The following is a 24,237-nucleotide window of genomic DNA, read 5'->3' as shown; positions in this document are numbered from 1 at the left end:
CGCGTTTTTTGATTAAAACAACAATTACAACAAAACTAACAATGAGTGACGCTTTAAAACACGAATGTGGTATTGCACAAATTAGACTTTTAAAACCTCTTGAGTTTTATAAGGAAAAGTATGGGAGTGCATTTTACGGAGTGAACAAAATGTATTTAATGATGGAAAAACAGCACAATCGTGGTCAAGATGGTGCTGGGTTTGCTAGTATTAAATTAGATACGAATCCCGGAGATCGTTATATTAGTCGTGTACGTTCTATTGCGCAGCAACCTATTCAGGATATTTTTGCTCAGATAAACGACAGGATTAATAAAGAAATGCAGGAACATCCCGAATACAAGGAAGATGTAGCGCTTCAAAAAAAACACCTTCCATATATTGGCGAAGTCCTTCTTGGACATGTTAGGTATGGCACCTTTGGCAAAAATAGTGTAGAAAACGTCCATCCTTTTTTAAGACAAAACAATTGGATGCACAGAAATCTTATTCTTGCCGGAAACTTTAACATGACAAATGTTAATGAGTTATTTGATGAGTTAGTTAGAATTGGGCAACATCCAAAAGAAATGGCAGATACCATTACTATTATGGAAAAAATTGGTCATTTTTTAGATGATGCAGTAGCTAAAAAATACAAACAACTAAAAAAGGAAGGTTATAGTAAAAATGAATGCTCTCCTTTAATAGCCGAACGACTTAATGTTGCAAAAATATTGAAACGCTCATCAAAAAATTGGGATGGAGGTTATGCCATGGCTGGACTTTTAGGACATGGAGATGCTTTTGTTTTAAGAGACCCAGCAGGAATTAGACCTGTTTATTATTATAAAGATGATGAAGTTGTTGTTATCGCATCTGAAAGACCCGTTATTCAAACCGTATTTAATGTGCCCTTTGAAGATGTCGAAGAATTAGAACCTGGCCACGCCATAATTACAAAAAAATCTGGGGAAGTATGTATTAAGAAAATTATTGAGCCTCTTGAGCGTAAAGCCTGCTCTTTTGAGCGCATTTATTTTTCAAGAGGAAGTGATGCTGAAATTTACCAAGAACGTAAAACCTTAGGAAAGTTATTAATGCCAAAAGTTTTAGAAGCTATTGATAATGACACTAAAAATTCGGTGTTTTCCTACATCCCAAACACAGCAGAAACCTCATTTTTTGGAATGATTGAAACTGTTGAAGAACACCTTAATAAGAAAAAAACACAAGCTATTTTAGATGGAAACGGCAAGCTTTCTGCTGAAAGAGTTACACAAATTCTTTCAGAACGTCCACGAATTGAAAAAATAGCCATTAAAGATGTTAAATTAAGAACATTTATAACAGAAGACAGTAGTCGCGACGATTTAGTGGCTCACGTTTACGATGTCACTTATGGAGTTATTAAACCAACAGACAATTTGGTTATTATAGATGATAGTATTGTAAGAGGAACCACACTTAAAATGAGTATTATTAAAATGATGGATCGATTACATCCTAAAAAAATAGTCGTGGTTTCTTCTGCACCTCAGATACGATATCCTGATTGCTATGGAATAGATATGGCTAGACTAGAAGATTTAATTGCCTTTAGAGCCATGTTAGAATTGCTAGAGGAAAATAACAAATATCATTTAGTTCAAGAGGTTTATGAAAAATGTAAAGCTCAAGTAGAACTGGAAGACAAAGACGTTAGAAATTTTGTAAAAGACTTATATTCTCAATTTTCTGCAGAAGCCATCTCTAGTAAGATAGCCGAGTTAATTTCTGATAAATCTGTAAAGGCTGAAGTGGTAACTATTTTTCAGCCTGTAGAAAATTTACATAAAGCCTGTCCTAAAAATTTAGGTGATTGGTATTTTACAGGAAACTATCCAACTGTCGGAGGAAATCGCGTAGTAAATAGAGCTTTTATCAATTTTTACGAAGGAAACAAAGAAAGAGCTTACTAGATAAGTTGTTAATTTATAACGCTTTATCTAACAAAAACATACTTTTATCTGAAATATATGCATTTCATCTGAAATATATAAAAGTTTAAAAAAAATAAAACTACATTAGTTTCACCATAACATAAGTAGGTTAAGTTCATGGTAGATTTGGGGCAAAAAAAGGTGAACTTTCGTTCGCCTTTTTTTATTTTACACCATAAAAATTAAGAATTTCTTCAACAATTACACAAGGTTATTATTCTTGTTTCTATCTAATTCTTTATTAATTACACTTTTAGACTAATATATAAGCCGTTTATCTAATAATTCTCACTTTTCTTAGAATACAATCATATATTTGAATCACCATAACATAAGTAGGTTAAGTTTATGGTAGATTTGGGGCAAAAAAGGTGAACTCTCGTTCACCTTTTTTCATTTTAAATCCCCAAGGTCGGAATTCCATCTGTTAATTTTTGAAACTATCTTACTATTGAAAAGGTTGTGTGTTTTTTTCATCTGAATTTTAAAAAAAAAAAGCGAATCTTTTCAGATTCGCTTATATCAATTCATTATTTAAATCCTCCAAATTAAATCTTTGAAGGAATTAAATTCAACCTTACTAGATTTTTAGACCTAAATGGCACTAAGAGTTTTATTTAGCTTCAGCATAACGTCTTTCAACTTCATTCCAGTTAATTACATTAAAAAAAGCATTAATATAATCTGGACGTCTGTTTTGATAGTTTAAATAATATGCATGTTCCCAGACATCTAATCCTAATATTGGTGTTCCTCCACAACCTACTCCTGGCATTAATGGATTATCTTGATTAGGTGAAGAACAAACTTCAACTTTACCACCTTTATGCACACAAAGCCAAGCCCAACCTGATCCAAATTGTGTTGCAGCTGCTTTACTAAAGGTCTCTTTAAAAGCATCTACAGTACCGTAAGCAGCTTCGATAGCGTCTTTTAACTCTCCAGATAAATAACCTTTCCCTTCTGGATTCATTACTTCCCAAAACAAAGAATGATTATAAAAGCCACCTCCGTTATTTCTAACAGCTTTATTATCCATATCTAAATTAATAAGGATATTTTCTATCGTTTTTCCTTCTAAATCTGTACCTGCTATAGCATTGTTTAAATTATTTGTATAACCTTGGTGGTGCTTAGAATGATGTATTTCCATTGTACGAGCATCTATATTTGGTTCAAGTGCATCGTATGCATATTTTAATTTCGGTAATTCGAAAGCCATAATCTTTTGTTTTTTAAGTTAATAATTTAATTCTTTCAAATTTACGGATAAATCATACCAATTAAAAATAATAAATACCTATCAAATCATCGATAGTTTTTATCTTGTGTAAAATTTAACTTTATGGATAATAAGAGTTCTTTTCTAGTTTATAATGCTTCTGCAGGAAGTGGCAAAACATTTACACTTGTAAAAGAATACTTAAAAATTATTTTAGAATCGCCTTTTAACGACAAATTCAAACACATCCTTGCTATTACTTTTACCAATAAAGCAGCTAGCGAGATGAAAGAACGTATTATTGATACTTTAAAATCTTTTTCTTCGAAATCTATTCTAGAAAACCCAACCGATATGTTTCGTATAATTTGCGAGGATTTGAATAAAGATCCTGAAGTTATTCATCTAAAATCTAAAACCTTATTAAATACCATTGTTTTTAATTACGGTTTTTTTGACATCTCAACCATTGATGGTTTTACACATAGAATTATAAGAACTTTTGCTTACGACTTAAAATTACCTTTAAATTTTGAAGTCGAGCTAGATCAAGAAACACTTTTAGCTGAAGCCGTAGATAGGTTAATTGCAAAAGCTGGAACAGAAAAAGAATTAACCAAAATATTAGTTGATTTTGCTCTTGAAAAAGCAGACGACGATAAAAGCTGGGATGTTTCTTTCGATTTTAATAAAATGTCTAAACTGCTTATAAATGAAAATGACATTCCTTTTATTGATGCACTAAAAACTAAAACTCTTGAAGATTTTAAAACTTTTAAAACTTTTTTAAAACAAGAAATTTCGCAAACTGAAAAAACATTAAAAGAGAAAGCAAGTGCCATTCTAATCTTAGCTGAAGAAGCCGGTTTACAATTTGATGATTTTTCGGGAAGTTACTTGCCAAAACATTTTGAAAAATTATCTAATTTAAATCTGTCGGTTAGTTTTACTTCAAAATGGCAAGAAGATATTGAAAATAAAACTCTATATCCAAAGCGTGTTACACAAGATATTGCTTCAGTAATTGAAGATATTCAACCTGAAATAGCAAGCAACTTTTATGAAACGAAACACCTTGTTTTCAATTACAAATTTTTAAAAGCCTGTTATAGAAACATGACACCTCTTTCTGTGTTAAGTGCTATAAATAAGGAATTAACTGTTTTAAAAGAAGAACAGAATAAAGTGCTTATATCTGAATTTAACAACATGATAAGCAACGAAATAAAAGACCAACCTACGCCTTTTATTTACGAACGTTTGGGCGAGAAATTCAGTCATTATTTTATAGATGAATTCCAAGACACATCAGTTTTACAATGGGAAAATTTAATTCCTTTAATAGACAATAAGTTATCTCAAGAGAATTTAAATAACGAAATAGGATCTTTAATGATTGTTGGAGATGCCAAACAGGCAATTTATAGATGGCGTGGAGGAAAAGCTGAACAATTTATAGATTTATTCAACGACGCCAATCCGTTCCACATAGAAAAGAGAATTGTTAATCTGCCACAAAATTACAGAAGCTTTAAAGAGATTTTAACTTTCAATAATGGTTTTTTTAATCATCTAGCCAATACTGTTTTTAATGCAGAAAGTCATCAAAACATCTACCACAATGCCCATCAAGAAGTTACAAAAAATCTAGAAGGATTTGTAAGTCTAGATTTTCTTGAAATAAGTAAAGAAGATAATACAGATGCTATATATACTGAAAAAACACTTGAAACCATTACATCTTGTTTGCAAAACGGATTTGCCTTAAGCGACATTTGTATTTTAGTTAGAAAAAACAAACAAGGTGTTGCAGTTGCCAATTACTTAAACGAGCATAACATTCCACTTATTTCTTCTGAAACCTTATTATTAAAAAATGCTCCGGAAGTTGAATTTATTATCCATTTTCTAAAACTTTTGTTACAACCTAAAAACGACGAAGTAAAAATTCAGGTTCTAAATTATTTGACGACATCTCTTCATATTAAAGAGAAACATCCTTTTTTAGAAAAACACATCAATCTAAATTTAGAGGAATTATTTACTTCTTTGAATATTTTCGACATCCATATTAATTATAATAACTTATTACAATTATCTTTATATGAATTAGCTGAAACTGTAGTTAGATCTTTCAATTTAGTTAAAACTTCTAATGCTTACGTTCAATACCTATTAGATTTAGTGTTTGAATATTCGCAAAAAAACCAACCAGATTTAGCCGGATTTATTAATTACTACGATAAAAAGAAAGATAAATTAAGTATTGTTTCTCCTCCTGGGCAAGAAGCTGTTCAAATAATGACCATTCATAAGTCCAAAGGATTAGAATTTCCAATTGTAATTTTTCCATATGCCGATTTAGATATCTATAAAGAAGTGGAACCAAAAGAATGGTTTCCATTAAACCCTGAAAATTTTCAAGGTTTCACACATACGCTTTTAAACTACTCTGGCGATTTTGAAAATTTTGGAGAAATTGGCAACGAGATTTACAATAGACGACGTTCAAATCTTGAATTAGATAACATAAATATCTTATATGTGGCACTAACAAGAGCTGTTGAGCAATTATATATTATTTCTAAAAAGGATATTAATAATAAAGGAGAGATAAACAGTAAAACATATTCAGGTTTTTTTATCAATTATTTAAATCAGTTACACCTTTGGGACAATAATCAATCAAAATACACATTTGGAAAACCAGAGAAGAGTTCAGAAAAAAAATCTGTTTCAAGTCTTACTTTAGAACAAAAAGAATTTATTTCTACACCTAAACACGAACACAACATTAAAATAGTAACCAATTCGGGATATTTATGGGATACACTTCAGAAAGAAGCCATAGAAAAAGGGAATCTCATTCATAATATCATGTCTCAAATTAAAACAAAAACAGATATCGATTTTGTTATTGAAGAATTTACAAATTCAAATTTGATAACTAAAGAGCAAGCTCCCCTTTTAAAAGAAGTAGCATTTCAAATAGTAACCCATCCAGATTTGACAGCGTATTTTACGGATAATCTAACCATCTATAATGAAAGAGATATTATATCGAAATCTGGAGAAATAGTGCGTTTAGACAGATTGATTTTGGACACAAACAACCAAGCAGTGATTATTGATTACAAAACAGGCAATGAAGATCAAAAGCATATTAATCAACTAATAAAATACGAAAACATTCTTCTAGAAATGCATATAAAAACCATAAAAAAGATACTTGTTTATATTAATGAAGGAATTCAAATAAAAGAATTTTAAATTTGTAAAAATCATCAAACTCATGTACGGAAAAATAAAAGAACATTTAGAAAACGAAATTCAAGAGATTAAAGATAATGGTCTGTTTAAATCAGAACGTATTATTACATCGGCTCAAGGAGCTGAAATAACCCTAAACACAGGCGAGAAAGTTTTAAATTTTTGTGCTAATAATTATTTAGGACTATCATCTCATCCAGAAGTTATTCAAGCAGCAAAAGACATTATGGACACCCATGGTTTTGGCATGTCGTCTGTTAGATTTATCTGTGGAACTCAAGATATACATAAAGAATTAGAACAAAAAATTGCAGAGTTCTATAATACCGAAGACACTATTTTATATGCTGCAGCCTTTGATGCTAATGGAGGTGTATTTGAACCTTTATTTGGTGCCGAAGATGCCATTATTTCAGATTCTTTAAATCACGCATCTATTATTGATGGGGTTAGATTGTGTAAAGCTGCAAGATACCGATATCAAAATAATGATATGGCAGATTTAGAAAAACAACTCATTGAAGCAAATAAAAATGGGGCTCGTTTTAAAATAATAGTTACAGACGGTGTATTTTCAATGGATGGCCTAGTAGCGCCATTAGATAAAATTTGCGATTTGGCAGACAAATATGATGCTTTAGTTATGATTGATGAATGCCATGCAACAGGTTTTATAGGTGAAACTGGTATTGGAACACTAGAAGAAAAAGGCGTTTTAAACAGAATCGATATTATCACTGGAACTCTTGGAAAAGCCCTTGGAGGTGCCATGGGTGGATATACAACTGGAAAAAAAGAAATAATTGAAATTTTACGTCAACGATCAAGACCTTATTTATTTTCTAACTCATTAGCACCAGCAATTGTAGGCGCTTCTATAAAAGTGTTTGATATGTTAAAAAACAACACTTCTTTAAGAGATAAATTAGAATGGAATGCTAAATATTTTAAAAAAGGGATGAAAGAAGCAGGTTTCGATATTATAGATGGAGACTCGGCTATAGTTCCAGTTATGTTATATGATGCCAAATTAGCTCAAACAATGGCGAGCCAACTTTTAAAAGAAGGAATTTATGTAATAGGTTTCTTTTTTCCTGTAGTTCCAAAAGAAAAAGCTCGAATTAGAGTGCAACTTTCTGCTGCACACGAAAAAACTCATATAGATAAAGCGGTAAATTCCTTCATAAAAGTCGGGAAGGAACTAGGAATTATCTAATTTTTTTAGACAATCATGCAGATTTTAGGTAAAATATTCAATATTTTTCTATATTTGTCTTTGTTAATAATATTTAACAACTTACTTTTGCTTACAATTAACACTTAAAAATTAAATTTTTGAATATGAAAAATCTTAGCAGATTATTGTTCGCAATGTTGCTTATGTTAAGTTATAGCAGCATTAATGCACAAGATGAAAACAATCCATGGGCTTTAAGTCTTGGAGTAAACGCCGTTGATTTCTATCCAACAGGTGAAGATGCTCCACTTGGAGATTACTTTGATGAGTATTTTAATGCTCGTGACCATTGGAACATTTTACCTTCTTTGTCAAGTCTAACAGCTTCAAAGTATTTTAGTAATGGTTTCTCTTTTGGAGTAACTGGATCTATCAACAGAATCGAAAGTTGGGGAGACGCTGACGTAAACGATTTATCTTACTACGGATTAGATGGAACTGTAAAGTATAGTTTTGCAAAATTGATAAACTCTAAAGTTGTAGAGCCTTTCTTAGGAGTAGGTGGTGGTTACACTTGGGTAGACAAAATTGGAGCTGGTACTTTAAATGGATCTGTTGGTCTTAATTTATGGTTATCAGAAAACATTGGTGTAACTCTACAAAGTACTTACAAACATGCCTTTGAAGATTACTTATCTACACACTTCCAACATTATGCAGGTTTAACATTTAAATTTGGTGGAAAAGACACTGATGGTGATGGAATCTACGATAAAGATGATGCTTGTCCAGAAGTTGCTGGTTTAGCTGAATTTAACGGATGTCCTGATTCTGATGGTGATGGTATTGAAGATAGTAAAGACGACTGTCCAAACGAAGCTGGTTTAGCTGAGTTTAACGGATGTCCTGATTCTGATGGTGATGGTATTCCAGATAACTTAGACGATTGTCCTACAGTTGCTGGTCTTAAAGCTTTAAATGGTTGTCCAGATGCTGATGGCGATGGAATTGCTGATAAAGATGACAAATGTCCAAACGAAGCAGGTCCTGCTGCAAACAATGGTTGTCCTTGGCCAGATAGAGATGGTGATGGTGTAGCTGATAAAGATGATTTATGTCCAGACGTAGTTGGAACTGTTGCTAACAACGGTTGTCCAGAAGTAACTGAGGCAGTTAAGAAAGCTTTAAATGCTTATGCTAAAACGATCTTATTCGATACTGGAAAAGCAACTATTAAAGATCAGTCTGCTGCTGTTTTACAAAACATTGTTGATATCTTAAATGAATATCCTAATGCTAAGTTTAACATCGAAGGTCATACTGATAGTGTAGGTAGCGATGCCCTTAACATGAAATTATCTAAAGAAAGAGCTAGTTCAGTTATGAATTACTTAATTTCTAATGGAGTTGCATCTAGCAGACTTTCTCACGAAGGATTTGGAGAATCTAGACCTATAGATTCTAACAAAACTAGAGCTGGTAGAGCTAACAACAGAAGAGTAGAAATTAACTTAAAAAACTAAGTTAATTAACACATAAAAAATAGTTTTAAAAACGCTCCGAAATTTCGGAGCGTTTTTTATTTTTATAACATGGTAACATTTATTTACGAGGTATTATTAGAACTACAAGAGAAAAATGAAGACATTTCTAACCTTACGTTTGTTCTTCCAAGTAAAAGAGCCGGTGTTTTTCTAAAACATGAAATAAAAAATGTTTCTAAAGAAACTATATTTTCTCCACAAATATTAAGTATTGAAGATTTTACAAGAGAACTTTCTCAATTAAATCCTATATCCAATACAGAACTATTATTCGAATTTTATAGCGTATATCTTGAATTAACAAAATCAGCAGACCAAGATAGTTTTGAAGTGTTTGCTAAATGGGCACAAATAATTCTACAAGATTTTAACGAAATTGATAGATACCTTATACCTCCTAAACAAATATTTGAATACTTGTTTGACATTCAAAAAATTAATCATTGGTCAAAACAAGAAAATCAAACAGATTTAGTTAAAAAATACTTATCCTTTTGGAATAAGCTTTTTGAGTATTACACACATTTAACTGAGCACTTGATGTCTAAAAACATAGGCTATCAAGGATTAATTTATAAAGAAGCTGTAGCAAATATTGAGACATATATTCAAACTAATCCAGATAAAAAAGTTATTTTCCTAGGATTTAATGCATTAAATACCGCTGAAGAAACCATCATCCAGGAACTACTTCAGAATGGTATTGCTGAAATATATTGGGATTTAGAAGATACATTCTTTAAAAATCCAATTCATGATGCAGCCATGTTTATCAGGGATTATCGTGAAAACTGGTCTTATTTTAAATCAAATCCATTTAAATGGCTTACTACAAATTATTCGAAACCAAAAAACATATCCATATTTGGTGTTCCAAAAAACATAGGCCAAGCAAAGCAGATAGGAACTATTTTAAAAGGTTTAAATATCAATCAGAAAAATTTAAACAATACAGCTATTGTTTTAGGTGATGAAGCCTTATTAATGCCTGTTTTAAACTCTTTGCCTTCATCCATCGACGCCTTAAACATTACCATGGGACTTCCACTCAATTCTGTTCCTTTAGCATCCTTATTTGAAAAAATATTTGATTTACATAAAACAACTAACAAATCATTTTACTATAAAGACGTTATTAGCATCTTATCACATCAAAATATCAATTGTCTATTTCAAAATAATAAGGTTTCTGATATAATTAAAACCATTCAAACAAACAATTTAGTGTATCTAAATTTAGAGCAACTTAAAACACTCTCATCACCCTCTGAAGATATAATGACTCTGTTGTTTTCAAGCTGGGAAAACAGCGCAGAAATAGCATTAAAACAAACAAAAAAACTAATTTTAAAAATAAAGAATTATCTAGATACTGACAAACAGAGAAATATTTTGTCTTTAGAATATCTATTTAGATTTAATGAACTATTTAACGAGCTTACTAGGTTAAACTCAAATTATGTTCACTTAAAAAACAGCAATACATTATTTGAAGTATACAAAAACCTATTAAGCACTGAGACTCTAGATTTTAAGGGAGAGCCGTTACAAGGTCTCCAAGTTATGGGAATGCTCGAGTCGAGAGTATTAGATTTTGAAACAGTTATAATCTCATCTGTTAATGAAGGTGTTCTTCCTTTAGGTAAAAATCATAATTCGTTTATTCCTTTCGATGTCAAATTACAGTATAATCTTCCAACTTTTAAAGAGAAAGATGCCATTTATGCTTATCATTTTTATCGATTGTTACAACGTGCTAAAAACATCTACATTCTATATAATACAGAGACAGATGTACTAAATGGAGGCGAAAAAAGTAGGTTTATTACACAGTTAGAATTAGAAGCTGCCCATAATATTTCTCAAAATATCGTACTACCAAAAGTAATGAGTTCCAAAAAAGAACTTTTGCAAATAAAAAAAGATGAAAGTGTAATAAATAGATTAAAAGAAATAGCTTTAAAAGGCTTCTCTCCGTCTTCATTAACTAATTATATTAGGAACCCCATAGATTTTTACAATCAAAAAATATTAAAAATTACAGAATACGAAGAAGTTGAAGAAAATATCGCTACAAATACATTAGGTACTGTAATACACAATTCTCTAGAAGATTTATACAAACCCCTTCAAGGTACATACCTCTCTATTGATATTTTAAAAGGTATGAAGAAAGAAATAGATGAACGGGTTAATCATCATTTTAAAGACCTTTATAAAGAAGGTGATATTACAAAAGGTAAAAATTTAATTGTTTTTGAAATAGCAAAAAGATATTTAAATAATTTTTTAAACTTAGAAATTGAAGATTTAAAAAAAGGAAATGAAATAAAAATTATTGCAATTGAAAGTGAAAATAAAGTAAAGCTTAAGTTAGACACCATAGATTTCCCTATCTATCTAACCGGAAAAGTTGATAGAGTTGATCAATATAATGGCACTACAAGAATTATTGACTATAAAACCGGAAAAGTTGATAGCAGCAAGGTGTCTCTTATTCATTGGGAGGACATTACAACAGATTATGATAAGTTTAGCAAGTCTTTTCAAGTTTTAACATATGCTTACGCCATGGTTAAAGAGGGGAAGGTTAATCTTCCTTTAGAAGCAGGTATTATTTCGTTCAAAAACCTGAGTGCAGGATTTTTAAAATTCACTAAAAAGGAAAGTGTTTACGATAAAAATAAAATCACTCAAATTTCTGAAGAAACCTTACAGTCGTTCGAAATCGAATTGAAAAACCTAATCCTTGAAATCTGCAATCAAGATATGTCTTTTATTGAAAAAACCATTTAATGTCAGAAAAGAACCTTGTTTTATATAGAGAAAACCAAAAACCAATTGTTTGGGATACTTTATATAATAAAACCGGTAATCCAAAGCCATTAGTAATATTTTGTCATGGATATAAAGGATTTAAAGATTGGGGGAGCTGGAGTTTAGTAGCAGATGCTTTTAAAAATGAAAATTTCTTTTTTGTGAAATTCAACTTTTCCCATAATGGAGGTACTGTTGAAACTCCCATTGATTTTCCGGATTTAGAAGCTTTTGCAGAAAATAATTATTCGAAAGAGCTAAAAGATATTGATGATTTATTAAATTATTTACTATCAAAAAACAACCCTTTTGTCAATGAAATCAATAAAAACAACATCTCACTCATTGGGCATTCACGTGGAGGTGGAATTGCAACCATCAAAGCTTCAGAAGATGCAAGAATCACATCATTAATAACCTGGGCTAGTGTTTGCGATTTTGCTAAAAGAACAGCAACCATAGGAAATTTAGAACAATGGAAGAAAGATGGTGTAAAGTATGTTTTAAACAGAAGAACCAAACAACAAATGCCTCATAATTATCAATTTTATAAAGACTTTAAAGCCAATGAAACTCGTTTAAATTTAGAGATAGCTACAAAAAAAGTCAAAATCCCACATTTGATAATTCATGGAGATTCAGACACATCAATATCTTTTAATGAAGCGAAATTATTACATCAATGGAATCCAAATAGTGTTTTAGTTCTTATTGAAAACACCAATCATGTGTTCGATTCGAAACATCCTTGGGAAGACAAAATATTGCCTAAAAAATTGAAACAAGTTGTTGAAAAAAGCATCCATTTTATAAAATAAAAAACGCCTTTATTTGTTATAAAGACGTTTATTATTTGTGGAGAATATCGGATTCGAACCGATGGCCTCTACGCTGCCAGCGTAGCGCTCTAGCCAACTGAGCTAATCCCCCAAATTGTTTTATTTTAATCCACTTAAAACTAAAACTGGTAAAGTAGAGCTTTGAAAATCCTTTTTCAATATGGTATTATTTTCCCAAAGCTTCGTAAAAAAACCTCGTTTTCGTCTTACAACACATAATAACTCTGGATCGTTTTCCTTATAATGTTCTAAAACGCCTTGAAAAGTAGTTGCATTTTCAGAGTAGGTTGTATTTGTAACAATACTAGAAAGATGATCGTCAATCTCAAAATCACCTTCGTTATGAAAAGGTGTTTTAACTAATAATAAATTCACAATAGATTTATAGTGATTTTTAATAGCAATTAATGGTTTTAAAGCTTCTTCATTTTTAATGATGGCCGACTTTAAAGCCATTAAGATATAAATAATAGGTCTATATGTATAACCTTCTGGCACAATAAGCGCTGGAATATTGGTTTGCTTAATAATTTTACCAGATGTTTTCCCCAAATAAACCTCTTCTTTTATAGAATTAGTTCTAGGTTCCAACATAATTAAATCTATGTCTAAAGATTTAGCTATTAGTTCTAAAGTGTCTACCAACTTCCCCTTATAAGTTTTTATACTTATTTCTACACCTTTAGTATCTACTTTAGCAACATGAGATTTTAAAAACTCTAAACTTTCACGTTCTAATATATGATCGATTTTAATCATGGTTCCTGCTTTGGTATAGACATTATATATTTGTACAACATATAATCTTGCACCAAAGGCTTTAGCAAAATCTACAGCATATTGTAAATGGCTTGCAGCATTTTTAGATGACCCTACTGGAACTAAAATATTCTTCATAATCAATAATTAAAAACTAAATTTGCAGTATAATTTATGCAAAAGTAAACATTAAAATTGATTCGGAAAGCTACTTATAAGGATATTGATTGCATTTTGCAAATAACGAAAGCTTGTGCTGCATTTATGATAGATAAAGGTGTTTTTCAATGGAATGAACACTATCCAAGCAAGTTAGCTTTTAATAACGATATTCTAAGAAACGAATTATATGTCTTAGAAAATGAATCAAACATCATTGGGTGTATTGTTATTTCAACTTTTATGGATGAAGAATACATTCCTATTAATTGGTTAACTCCTAATAAAAATAACATCTATATTCATAGATTAGCTGTTCATCCAAATCAACAAGGGAAAGGGTATGCACAAATACTTATGGATTTTGCTGAAGCATTTGCAAAAAACAATGATTATAAATCCATTAGATTAGATACCTTTTCGCAAAATAAACGGAATCAAACATTTTATGAGCTTCGCAATTATAAACGTTTGGGAGACATTTATTTTCCATTGCAAAGTAAGCATCCTTTTTACTGCTATGAATTAATCTTGTGAGCACAAATATAAGTTTAAAACATATTAATAAGTTAGCCATTCCTGCATTAATTGCTGGAGTATCTGAGCCTATATTATCATTAACTGACACAGCTATTGTTGGTAATGTGGATTTTAACGCCACAGAGTCCTTAGCAGCTGTAGGAATTGTAGGCGCTTTTATTTCCATGCTTATTTGGGTGCTAGGGCAAACAAGAAGTGCTATTTCATCTATTGTTTCACAATATGTTGGAGCCAATAATTTAGATAAAGTTAAAAATTTACCAGCCCAAGCCATCTTTATTATTACCTCTTTAAGTATTTTAATAATTTTAGTAACCTACCCTTTTGCAGAACAAATATTCAAGCTTTATAATGCGTCTCATGTAATCTTAGAATACAGTGTTTCATATTATAAAATTCGTGTATTTGGTTTCCCATTTACCTTATTTACTATTGCTGTATTTGGAACTTTTAGAGGTTTGCAGAACACCTATTACCCCATGATAATCGCTATTGCTGGAGCTGTTTCAAACATTGTGTTTGACGTTATTTTAGTGTATGGCGTTGAGGGTTATATTCCTGCCATGCATATACAGGGGGCTGCCTATGCAAGTGTTATTGCGCAACTTTTAATGGCTATATTATCTGCTTATTATTTACTAAAAAAAACTCCAATTTCTTTAAAATTAACCCTTCCTTTTAATAAAGAAATGAAACGTTTTACGGTAATGATTCTCAACTTGTTTGTTAGAACTTTAGCCTTGAATGTCACTCTTTATTTTGCAAGTGCTTTTTCAACTAGTTATGGAAAACAATACATAGCGGCATATACCATTGCTATTAATTTATGGTTTTTAGGCGCTTTTGTTGTGGATGGGTATGCTAGTGCTGGAAATATTTTATCAGGAAAATTATTAGGAGGTAAAGAATATAACAAGCTTATAGAGTTAAGCAATAAACTTATTCGTTATGGTGTTACATTAGGTATCGTTTTGGCTGCCCTTGGTAGTTTGTTTTACTATTCTATAGGAACAATTTTTACTAAGGAACCAGATGTTTTAAAAGAGTTTTATAACATATTTTGGATGGTTCTAGCCATGCAACCTTTATGTGCTATAGCCTTTATTTTCGATGGCATGTTTAAAGGGCTAGGTAAAATGAAGGATTTAAGGAATTTATTATTACTTTCTACCCTCCTAGTGTTTGTTCCAATTTTATTTTGGTTAGACTCTTTAGATTTAAAATTGTATGCTATTTTTACAGCCTTTACATGTTGGATAATAGCTAGAGGTTTCCCATTAATTATAAAATTTAGAAAAGAATTTTTACCACTTTCCCAAAACCATTAACTTTAACAAAAAAATAAAATAATGTTTTCTATAATAAGCTTACTTCAAAAAGTAGATATCAACGAAAAAATTAATAATGCTCCAGATAACTCTTATGAAATAGGTGTGTTTATTGGAAGCTTGCTGCCTTTTGTAACACTTGTTATTATTGCTTACGCTATTTTTAGATACAACAAAAACAAATCAAATAACGAATAATATGGATTTTTTAAATTTTTTAAGTGGAAACGGATTGTTTCTAGTTTTAGCAGTCGTATTAATTATTATTTACGTGTATAATCGTAGAAAAAAAAGGTAAACTAGCGTGTTTTTAACCAACCTGTAATACTCATTCTTTCTGTTTTTACAGGTTTCACTTCGTGTTCTATAACTTGGCTTTCAAAAACAACCAAACGTCCAGGAAACGGATAAATCACTTTTTCTGTTTCTTTACCGTTTTCATCTAAATACAATACCAGTTCACCACCATTTTCTGGTATCCAACCAGCTTCATTTAAATAGCAAACAATAGACAGCTTACGTCTATCATCATTTTGAAAGGTATCTATATGTCTTTTATAAAACGTGCCTTCAGGATATAATGCATAATGAAACTCTTTATGTAATATCCCTAAAAAACAGGTTTTGTTAAGATAGCTTACCAAACTGTTAATCTTGTTAAAAAAAATCATTTCAGCTTCATTTGCTTTCATCTCGTCAATCCATAAAATAACATCTCCACGAATCGATTTTACAATAATTTCGTTGACACGATTTCCAATAGCTGCTTTTTTAAAAGCATCTTCTTCATGTTTTTCTATTAAAGACTGTCTTAAAACCAAAACCTCTTCATCTGTAAAAAAATCTTCAACAACGCTGTATTGTCTTGCTAAAATATCCTCAATAATACGCTCGTATTGAGGGTTTTCAACAAAAGCAATTTCTTCAAAAAGCTGACTCATTAATATGCTCCATTTATTTAAAAGCGCGCAAATGTAGTCTAAAATCAGATTGGTTTAACAAAACGATTATCTTTGCACTCATAATAACGTTTACAATGAGTAAAATAAGAATTACAAAACAATTTTCTTTTGAAACTGGTCATGCGCTTTATGGCTACGATGGGAAATGTAAAAATGTCCATGGACATAGTTATAAATTATCTGTTACCGTAATCGGCACTCCAGTTTCGGACACAAACAATGTCAAGTTTGGAATGGTTATAGACTTTGGTGATCTTAAAAAAATAGTAAAAAACGAAATTGTAGATGTTTTTGATCATGCAACCGTTTTTAATAAAAACACACCACATGTGGAGTTGGCTAAAGAACTTGAAATTAGAGGACATAGTGTGCTTTTAGTAGACTATCAACCAACCAGTGAAATGATGGTGATTGATTTTGCTGTAAAAATTAAAAGACAATTACCAAACCATATTTCTTTATTTTCTCTAAGACTACAAGAAACAGATACAAGTTTTGCTGAATGGTATGCTTCTGATAATTAGTTAACAGTCACAGTTTTCAGTTAAAGCGCTTTTACAAATAATCATTCGTGAATTCGTGGCTATTTTATTTATATTTACTTCATGAATATTCCCAAAGGAAAAAAAATTTATTTCGCTTCTGATAATCATCTTGGAGCTCCAACACAAGAACAGTCACGTCCTCGTGAAAAGAAATTTGTGGCTTGGTTGGATGAAGTTAAACAAGATGCAGCAGCTATTTTTTTAATTGGTGATCTCTTCGATTTTTGGTTTGAATATAAAACTGTTGTCCCAAAAGGGTTTACTAGAACTCTTGGGAAACTTGCAGAAATTAGTGATTCGGGAATTCCTATTTACTACTTTGTTGGGAATCATGATCTTTGGATGAATGGCTATTTTGAAGAAGAACTAAACATTCCAGTATATCACAAACCCAAAGAATTTAATTTTAACAATAAGACGTTTTTAATTGGTCATGGAGATGGTTTAGGCCCTGGTGACAAAGGTTATAAACGCATGAAAAAAGTGTTTACTAATCCGTTTAGTAAATGGTTGTTTCGTTGGTTGCATCCAGATTTAGGTGTGAAACTGGCTCAATACATGTCTGTAAAAAACAAACTGATTTCTGGAGATGAAGATGCGAAGTTTTTAGGCGAAGACAACGAATGGCTGGTGCAATATTGCAAAAAAAAGCAAGAAGAGAAACACAGAGATTATTACGTGTTCGGACACAGACATTTGCCTTTAAATATTGACTTAAACGAAAACTCTAAATACATTAATCTTGGCGATTGGATTAGTTATTATACTTATGGTGTTTTTGATGGTGACGTTATGGAGTTGAAGGAGTATTAGTCTATTTTATTGACTACAATTTCCATCTAAAATATCCTGAACTGTTGGATTATACGCATTATTAGCAATATTTACATCATTGTAATTTCCAGTATTAAAAAGGTTTGTTAAGGCACAGAAATTAGATAAATTCAAATTACCATAATAAGTGTTGTTTACATTTATACCAATAAAAACATTGTTGACAGACTCCAAACTTTCAAGACCATCCAAAGAAGTTAATGTATTATGGCCAAATATTTCTAAATCTCCCAAAATAACTTGAATATTATCTAGTCCATTTAAACTTGTAAAGTTATTGTTTCCACCAATAAAAACTCCACCCTCAACACGAGTTAAACTTTCAAGACCATTTAAAGAAGTTAATGAGCTATTATTATAAATATTTAAACTTCCTCCAATTAATGTAATATTTACCAAGGCCGAAATAGAATCCAAATCAGAGTTTACACTAATATTTAAATCACCGTGAACTGTATTTATATTCTCTAATCCATTTAAACTTGTTAAGCTATAATTATTAGATATACTTATAGCTCCAACATAATTTAAATTTGCTAAAGCTGTTATACTGTTAAGATTTGAATTTACATCTATTCTTAAATTTTCATTTACAGTTGTTATATTCTCTAAACCATTTAATGTTTCTAAATTTCCATTCTGGTATATTTCCAACCTATTAACTTCACCACTTATACTTTGAAGCCCTTGGATGTTATTTAAAGCATAATTTTCATAAATTGAAATATTACCACTAAAAGACGAAACATTTTCCAACCCATTTAAAGAATTTAAAGAACCATTAGCATAAATTCTAATATCTCCTTGAATGGAAACTAAGTTTTCTAAATGCGCTATATTATTTAAAGATGTATTGCCTTTTATTACTAAGTCATATAAAATGGTTTCAATATTTTCTAAACCTTCTAAACTAACCAAAGAATCGTTATCAGAAATAAATATGGAGCTTAATGAAGAAATATTGACGAATGCGCTTAAAGATTCCAAGCTTTCATTTTGAACGATTCCTAAGCCGCCAATAGATTCTAAGTTTTCCAACCCTGTAAATGTTGTTAATAAAGGGGTGAAACCTATATATAATCTTCCTCCAACTGACTCAAGATGATTCAATTCCTCGAGAGACACCAATAAAGTGTTTCTTGATATATAACAATCTCCACCAACTGTTGTTAAAGCTCCTAAACCTGATAATGTTGTTAAAGCTTCATTAAATTCAATTCTTACGTTTTCGCTAACATGATTCAAAAAGTTTAAACTAGTTAAATCAACTATATCAGAACCCTCAATTTCTAAAGAACCCTCAATTTTAGCATAACATAAAGCGCCAAAAGCATCAACTTCCTCTTGAGATGTTAATAAAACATCTCCTTCAAACGTTCCACCACAATTAGATTCAATTATGGAGTCGTCAATGATAACTTCAGAATCATCTTCGCTACAAGAGTTTATAATCGTAAAAACAAATAAAAAAAGCACTAGTCTTCTCATAATTCTATTATTTTTCAAATATAAATAATTATTAACCCTTCTCATGTTCCTCAATATCTTTTCTCAAATCTAATTTTCTAAACGAAGGAGACACAATTCCTGTAGTAATTACAGTTATTAATGTCATGGTTCCTCCAAAAACTACAGCAGTCACAGTTCCCATAAGTTTGGCTGTCACGCCACTTTCAAAAGCACCAAGCTCGTTGGATGATCCAACAAACATAGAGTTTACCGAAGATACACGACCTCTCATGTGGTCTGGTGTTTTAATTTGTAAAATGGTTTGTCTAATAACCATGGAAACACCATCTGTTACACCACTAAAAAATAATGCCACAACCGAAATCCAGAAAATAGACGACAACCCAAATACAATAATACAAACTCCAAAACCGAAAATAGCTGCAAGTAATTTCATTCCAGCATTTTTGCTTATTGGAAGATACGCCGTTGCCAACATGGTTAAAAAAGCGCCTACAGCAGGAGCAGCACGTAAAACCCCAAATCCTTCACTTCCAACTTTTAAAATATCTTGTGCAAATATTGGTAGTAAGGCAACCGCTCCTCCAAAAAGTACAGCAACCATATCTAAAGTAATAGCTCCTAAAATGGCTTTGGTTTTAAACACAAATCGGATACCTTCTTTTAAGCTTTGCATAACAGGTTCTCCAATTTTAGGGTTTAATATAGGTTTCTTTTTTATTTGCGATAACGTGATTAATGAAAACATAACCAAACCAAATACAAAACATAAAGACCAATGCACACCAATAATGCTAATTAAAACACCAGCCGTTGCTGGTCCTAAAACGGATGCCATTTGCCATGTTGAACTACTCCAAGTAGCGGCATTTGGATAAATTTTCTTAGGAACAATTAACGCAATTAATGAAAAAATGGTGGGTCCGAAAAAGGCACGAATAAATCCACCAAAAAACACCAAGGCATATATACAATATAACACCGAATTCGTTGACCAGTCTTGAACAATTTTTGGCCATGTTAGTAGAAAAAGACCTAAGCTTATTAATGAAAAGAACGAAATACATATAGCTAACAAATTTCGTTTTTCTTTTTGGTCCACAATATGTCCAGCAAATAAGGCCATAGACAAAGCTGGAACAATCTCCATAAGTCCAATAATCCCTAAAGACAAAGGGTCTTTAGTTATACTGTATACTTGCCATTCTATAATTATAAATTGCATAGACCATGCAAAAACCAAAGCAAAACGCAATAATAAAAAAATATTGAATTCTTTAATTCGTAAAGCTGCGTAAGGATCTTTTTTGTTGGGATTTTTCATAATATCCAATCCTTTATTAGATGTTGCAATCTAAAAAGGCTATTTAGTATTTTGCACAAATGTATATTAGAAATATCTTTTATTTTAATTTTTGACAGAAATCTAAATACTCTTTTCTTATTCTTTAAGATCTCTCAATTTTAATTGAAGTGAGGTGTTGCCTTGCCAGTGATTTTCATCTATAGAATAAACAGCTTTAAAAGGCTTTTTGTTTTTAATTAGACTTAACTTGTCTCCTAAATTAAAGCCTATGCAAACTAATTTTTCTACGCCTGTTTGTGTAACCGTTATTCGTAAATGTTTATCATCTTCGCCGACACATTTACCATAACCTGTATCTCTAAGATTTTCAGACATAAAAATAGGTGTCATATTTCCTGGGCCAAAAGGCGCAAACTGGCATAAAATACGCCATAACTTATTATCAATTTGTTGTAGGTTTATTTTAAAGTCTATTTTAATTTCTGGAACTAGTAAATGTTTATCAATAGTTCGCGAGACTTCATCTTCAAAAGCTTGTTTGAAAACTTCGTAATTTTCTTCCTTAAGTGTTAGTCCTGCTGCATATTTATGGCCTCCAAACTGCTCAATATGTTCGCTACAAGCTTCCAAAGCATTATACACATCAAATCCTGAAACCGAACGAGCCGAAGCAGCTAATTTATCACCACTTTTAGTAAACACTAAAGTGGGTCTGTAATAAGTTTCTATTAGCCTTGAAGCCACAATTCCAATAACACCTTTGTGCCAGGTTTCATGATATACAACGGTTGTAAAACCTTCATGTTCTTGGTTGATTTCTATTTGTTTAAGCGCTTCGTCTGTAATGCGTTGATCGGCTTCACGTCTATCAGTGTTAAATGCTTCAATTTCTTCCGCATATTGTTCGGCTAAATCGTAATCCGTTTCACTTAATAAGGTCACGGCATAATTTCCATGTTTCATGCGTCCAGCAGCATTGATTCTTGGAGCGACAATAAAAACAACGTCGGTAATAGTAAGTTCCTCTTTTTTAACCTGATTGATGATGGCTTTAATTCCTGGTCGTGGATTGGTGTTGATTACTTGTAGTCCCAAATAAGCCAAAACCCTGTTCTCTCCAACAATAGGAACAATATCTGCTCCAATGGCTGTGGCAACCAAATCCAAATATTCGGTTAATTCATCAACTGATTTTCCTTCATTTAAAGCTAAAGCTTGAATAAGTTTAAAACCTACGCCACATCCACAAAGTTCTTTGAACGGATAGTTGCAATCGTCTCGTTTAGGATCTAAAATAGCAATGGCATCTGGAAGGTTTGTTCCAGGTCTATGATGATCGCAAATAATAAAATCAATCCCTTTTTCTTTAGCATATGCTACTTTATCGATAGCTTTGACACCACAATCTAAAGCGATAATAAGCGAAAAATCGTTGTCGTGAGCGAAGTCGATGCCTCTTATGGAGACCCCATAACCTTCATCATATCTATCAGGAATATAAGTGGCAACTTGCTCTGTCCTTGTTTTAAGGTAAGTTGACATTAAGGCCACCGAAGACGTTCCATCTACATCATAATCGCCAAAAACTAGAATGTTTTCATTATTTGCCAAAGCCAGTTGGATGCGTTCAACAGCTTGATCCATATCTTTCATTAAATAAGGATCGTGCAATTGCTCTAAATTTGGCCTAAAAAATGCTTTAGCCTCTTCATAAGTTTCAATACCACGTTGCAACAACAAAGTAGCCACAACCTCATCTACTTGAAGGGCATTTTTTAAGGCTGTTAATTTTTCAGCTTCTGGTTTTGATTTAATGGTCCAACGCATGTTTTTTAACATTTAAGCCACTTTGAAAGTAGTGTATAATTTCGCATTGAGATGCTTCGACAAGCCCAGCATGACAATTATTACTTGTTATGATAATGTATAGAGGTCTTTACAGTTGAAAATTTGCGAAACATTTCCATAACACCACAATATTTTTCAACGGATAAATCGACGGCTTTTTTAATCTTTTTTTCATCTAAGTTTTCGCCATAAAAATGATATTCTACGGAAACCGTATGATAATATTTTGGATGTTCTTCGGTTAATTCGCCATAAGTATCCATTCTGAAATCTGAAACCTTCACCTTCATTTTGTCTAACACTGACACCACATCTAAACCAGAACATCCAGCAAGTGCAGAAAGCATCATGGCTTTCGGGCTCAGGCCTGAACTATGACCTCCATGTTCTGGACTGGTATCCATTAGGACGGTTTTTCCGTTGGGGTTGTCCGATTCAAATTGTAAATTGCCTTTCCAATGTGTTGTTACTTTATTAGTCATTTTTATAGTTTTAAGTTATGTATGTCTAAAATACTTAAAGTTGTTGTTTAAAACTTTAAATACTTATAACTTTAGCACACTTTAAGTACTCTTTTAATCAAAAATACCAATAAAATTTAGACTATGCCATTAGTAACACCATTATCAGCCGATCATGATTTAGAAACCAAGGAATTAGCAGAATTCTTTAATGAAACGCTTGGATTTTGTCCGAATTCGGTTTTAACCATGCAACGAAGACCAGCTATTTCTAAAGCTTTTATTAATTTGAATAAGGCCGTAATGGCTAATGAAGGTAGAGTCACTTCTGCTTTAAAGCGTATGATTGCTTGGGTTTCTAGTAATTCTACTGGTTGCAGATATTGTCAAGCACATGCCATTCGTGCTGCCGAACGTTATGGAGCAGAGCAAGAACAACTAGATAATATTTGGGAATACCGAACACATCCAGCTTTTAACGAAGCCGAACGTGCTGCATTAGATTTCAGTTTGGCTGCAAGTCAGGTGCCAAACGACGTGAATGCTGATATTAAAAAACGTTTGTACGAACATTGGAATGAAGGAGAAATTGTAGAAATGCTAGGTGTTATTTCTTTATTTGGCTACTTAAACAGATGGAACGACAGCATGGGAACAAGTATTGAAGAAGGTGCTGTAGAAAGTGGTAATAAATACTTGGGAAAGCATGGTTACAATGTTGGAAAACACGATGGATCGCAATATTAGTATTCTCATTCTTGTGAAGGCAGGAATCTAGATTGTTAGATTTTTAGAGCGCTTCGCTTTTAGATAAATTAGATAAAAACCTTACTAGAGATAGTGAGGTTTTTTTATTGTTAATAATAGATTGTTTTTAATAAATGATTGGGATACTTCTTTCAATATCATTATTTAGAACATTTCTAAATACTTTTAAACAATACATTTGTTTTGATAAACATTCTAAGGCAAATGATTTCATGTCTTAACAAAATTTAGAAAGGCTATTTATTTTTGTGGCAGTCGTGTCACAGTTCGAACAAAACGCCTGCAATATTTTATCAAAAAATTGAAATATATGGGACTTTTTAATATAAATATAAAAGGGAAATACACATTGATGTGTTTAAAATTTTTAGTGTATTCAACAGTACTACCTGTGCTTATTGCTACTATTTATTTAGTAATCTTTCAA

The 24,237-nt window shown here is 31.6% G+C and carries 19 protein-coding genes and 1 tRNA gene; 12 read left to right on the top strand and 8 right to left on the bottom strand.

Translation table 11 applies throughout. From position 1 onward, the window contains the following. Positions 1 to 41 precede the first annotated feature (41 nt). Positions 42 to 1,940 (top strand): amidophosphoribosyltransferase, encoded by a 1,899-nt coding sequence (locus ACI5KZ_RS07030; RefSeq protein WP_406847302.1) that lies wholly within the window; start codon positions 42 to 44, stop codon positions 1,938 to 1,940. A gap of 634 nt (positions 1,941 to 2,574) precedes the next feature. Here the strand turns inward: ACI5KZ_RS07030 and ACI5KZ_RS07025 are convergent. After that, complete coding sequence (locus ACI5KZ_RS07025) at positions 2,575 to 3,183, bottom strand: superoxide dismutase (protein ID WP_109308274.1); 609 nt, start codon at positions 3,181 to 3,183, stop codon at positions 2,575 to 2,577. Between the two features lie 123 nt (positions 3,184 to 3,306). On the opposite strand from ACI5KZ_RS07025, the gene ACI5KZ_RS07020 reads away from it, so the two are divergent. The 5 genes from ACI5KZ_RS07020 to ACI5KZ_RS07000 all read left to right on the top strand — a co-directional run bounded on the left by ACI5KZ_RS07020 (position 3,307) and on the right by ACI5KZ_RS07000 (position 12,809). Further along, complete coding sequence (locus ACI5KZ_RS07020; protein ID WP_406847301.1) at positions 3,307 to 6,453, top strand: UvrD-helicase domain-containing protein; 3,147 nt, start codon at positions 3,307 to 3,309, stop codon at positions 6,451 to 6,453. A 22-nt stretch (positions 6,454 to 6,475) separates the two neighbouring features. Continuing rightward, a complete protein-coding gene (gene kbl / locus ACI5KZ_RS07015; protein WP_109308272.1) occupies positions 6,476 to 7,669 on the top strand; it encodes a glycine C-acetyltransferase in 1,194 nt (397 codons plus the stop codon). Positions 7,670 to 7,794: 125 nt separating this feature from the next. Further along, positions 7,795 to 9,153, top strand: coding sequence for an OmpA family protein (locus ACI5KZ_RS07010; RefSeq protein WP_406847300.1), 1,359 nt, complete (start codon positions 7,795 to 7,797; stop codon positions 9,151 to 9,153). A 69-nt stretch (positions 9,154 to 9,222) separates the two neighbouring features. Beyond that, the gene (locus ACI5KZ_RS07005; RefSeq protein ID WP_406847299.1) at positions 9,223 to 11,970 is read left to right on the top strand and encodes a PD-(D/E)XK nuclease family protein; all 2,748 of its coding nucleotides are present in this window, start codon (positions 9,223 to 9,225) and stop codon (positions 11,968 to 11,970) included. Beyond that, the gene (locus ACI5KZ_RS07000) at positions 11,970 to 12,809 is read left to right on the top strand and encodes an alpha/beta hydrolase family protein (protein WP_406847298.1); all 840 of its coding nucleotides are present in this window, start codon (positions 11,970 to 11,972) and stop codon (positions 12,807 to 12,809) included. Before ACI5KZ_RS07005 ends, ACI5KZ_RS07000 begins: the two co-directional genes overlap by 1 nt. Positions 12,810 to 12,847: 38 nt before the next feature. Here ACI5KZ_RS07000 and ACI5KZ_RS06995 read toward each other — a convergent pair. Next, positions 12,848 to 12,921, bottom strand: a tRNA-Ala gene (locus ACI5KZ_RS06995). Between the two features lie 8 nt (positions 12,922 to 12,929). Then, positions 12,930 to 13,727 carry a universal stress protein gene (locus tag ACI5KZ_RS06990; RefSeq protein WP_109308268.1) on the bottom strand — a complete coding sequence of 266 codons (798 nt, stop codon included), beginning with the start codon at positions 13,725 to 13,727 and terminating at the stop codon, positions 12,930 to 12,932. 57 nt (positions 13,728 to 13,784) lie between these two features. On the opposite strand from ACI5KZ_RS06990, the gene ACI5KZ_RS06985 reads away from it, so the two are divergent. From ACI5KZ_RS06985 to ACI5KZ_RS06975, 3 genes are read left to right on the top strand one after another with little or no spacing between them, the layout of a single operon-like run. After that, positions 13,785 to 14,285, top strand: coding sequence for a GNAT family N-acetyltransferase (locus ACI5KZ_RS06985; protein ID WP_109308267.1), 501 nt, complete (start codon positions 13,785 to 13,787; stop codon positions 14,283 to 14,285). Then, entirely contained in the window at positions 14,282 to 15,616 is a 1,335-nt protein-coding gene (locus ACI5KZ_RS06980) for an MATE family efflux transporter (RefSeq protein WP_406847297.1), read from the top strand. Before ACI5KZ_RS06985 ends, ACI5KZ_RS06980 begins: the two co-directional genes overlap by 4 nt. A 21-nt stretch (positions 15,617 to 15,637) precedes the next feature. Further along, on the top strand, positions 15,638 to 15,814 hold the full coding sequence (locus ACI5KZ_RS06975) for a hypothetical protein (RefSeq protein WP_165815782.1): 177 nt from the start codon (positions 15,638 to 15,640) through the stop codon (positions 15,812 to 15,814). Between the two features lie 101 nt (positions 15,815 to 15,915). Here the strand turns inward: ACI5KZ_RS06975 and ACI5KZ_RS06970 are convergent, their stop codons facing one another. Next, positions 15,916 to 16,557, bottom strand: coding sequence for a 2OG-Fe(II) oxygenase (locus tag ACI5KZ_RS06970; protein WP_406847296.1), 642 nt, complete (start codon positions 16,555 to 16,557; stop codon positions 15,916 to 15,918). Between the two features lie 95 nt (positions 16,558 to 16,652). Here ACI5KZ_RS06970 and ACI5KZ_RS06965 point away from each other — a divergent pair, with 95 nt between their 5' ends. Both ACI5KZ_RS06965 and ACI5KZ_RS06960 read left to right on the top strand, forming a co-directional pair. Then, positions 16,653 to 17,102: a 6-pyruvoyl trahydropterin synthase family protein gene (locus tag ACI5KZ_RS06965; protein WP_406847295.1), complete on the top strand. Its 450-nt coding sequence runs from the start codon at positions 16,653 to 16,655 to the stop codon at positions 17,100 to 17,102. An 81-nt stretch (positions 17,103 to 17,183) separates the two neighbouring features. Next, positions 17,184 to 17,936: a UDP-2,3-diacylglucosamine diphosphatase gene (locus ACI5KZ_RS06960; protein WP_406847294.1), complete on the top strand. Its 753-nt coding sequence runs from the start codon at positions 17,184 to 17,186 to the stop codon at positions 17,934 to 17,936. A gap of 6 nt (positions 17,937 to 17,942) precedes the next feature. Here the strand turns inward: ACI5KZ_RS06960 and ACI5KZ_RS06955 are convergent, their stop codons facing one another. The 4 genes from ACI5KZ_RS06955 to ACI5KZ_RS06940 all read right to left on the bottom strand — a co-directional run bounded on the left by ACI5KZ_RS06955 (position 17,943) and on the right by ACI5KZ_RS06940 (position 23,063). Continuing rightward, positions 17,943 to 19,445: a hypothetical protein gene (locus ACI5KZ_RS06955; RefSeq protein WP_406847293.1), complete on the bottom strand. Its 1,503-nt coding sequence runs from the start codon at positions 19,443 to 19,445 to the stop codon at positions 17,943 to 17,945. A 31-nt stretch (positions 19,446 to 19,476) separates the two neighbouring features. Further along, complete coding sequence (locus ACI5KZ_RS06950) at positions 19,477 to 20,751, bottom strand: MFS transporter (protein WP_406847292.1); 1,275 nt, start codon at positions 20,749 to 20,751, stop codon at positions 19,477 to 19,479. A 117-nt stretch (positions 20,752 to 20,868) separates the two neighbouring features. Further along, on the bottom strand, positions 20,869 to 22,560 hold the full coding sequence (gene recJ / locus ACI5KZ_RS06945; RefSeq protein WP_406847378.1) for a single-stranded-DNA-specific exonuclease RecJ: 1,692 nt from the start codon (positions 22,558 to 22,560) through the stop codon (positions 20,869 to 20,871). A gap of 80 nt (positions 22,561 to 22,640) precedes the next feature. Then, the gene (locus ACI5KZ_RS06940) at positions 22,641 to 23,063 is read right to left on the bottom strand and encodes an OsmC family protein (RefSeq protein ID WP_109308261.1); all 423 of its coding nucleotides are present in this window, start codon (positions 23,061 to 23,063) and stop codon (positions 22,641 to 22,643) included. Between the two features lie 123 nt (positions 23,064 to 23,186). On the opposite strand from ACI5KZ_RS06940, the gene ACI5KZ_RS06935 reads away from it, so the two are divergent. Next, on the top strand, positions 23,187 to 23,789 hold the full coding sequence (locus ACI5KZ_RS06935; RefSeq protein WP_109308260.1) for a carboxymuconolactone decarboxylase family protein: 603 nt from the start codon (positions 23,187 to 23,189) through the stop codon (positions 23,787 to 23,789). The last annotated feature ends 448 nt before the right edge of the window (positions 23,790 to 24,237 follow it).

Origin of the sequence: Xanthomarina sp. GH4-25 (genome assembly GCF_045363175.1) — a bacterium.
Lineage (GTDB): Bacteria > Bacteroidota > Bacteroidia > Flavobacteriales > Flavobacteriaceae > Xanthomarina.
Note: the sequence above shows the minus strand (reverse complement) of the source record. Positions and strands in the feature narration are given on the sequence as shown.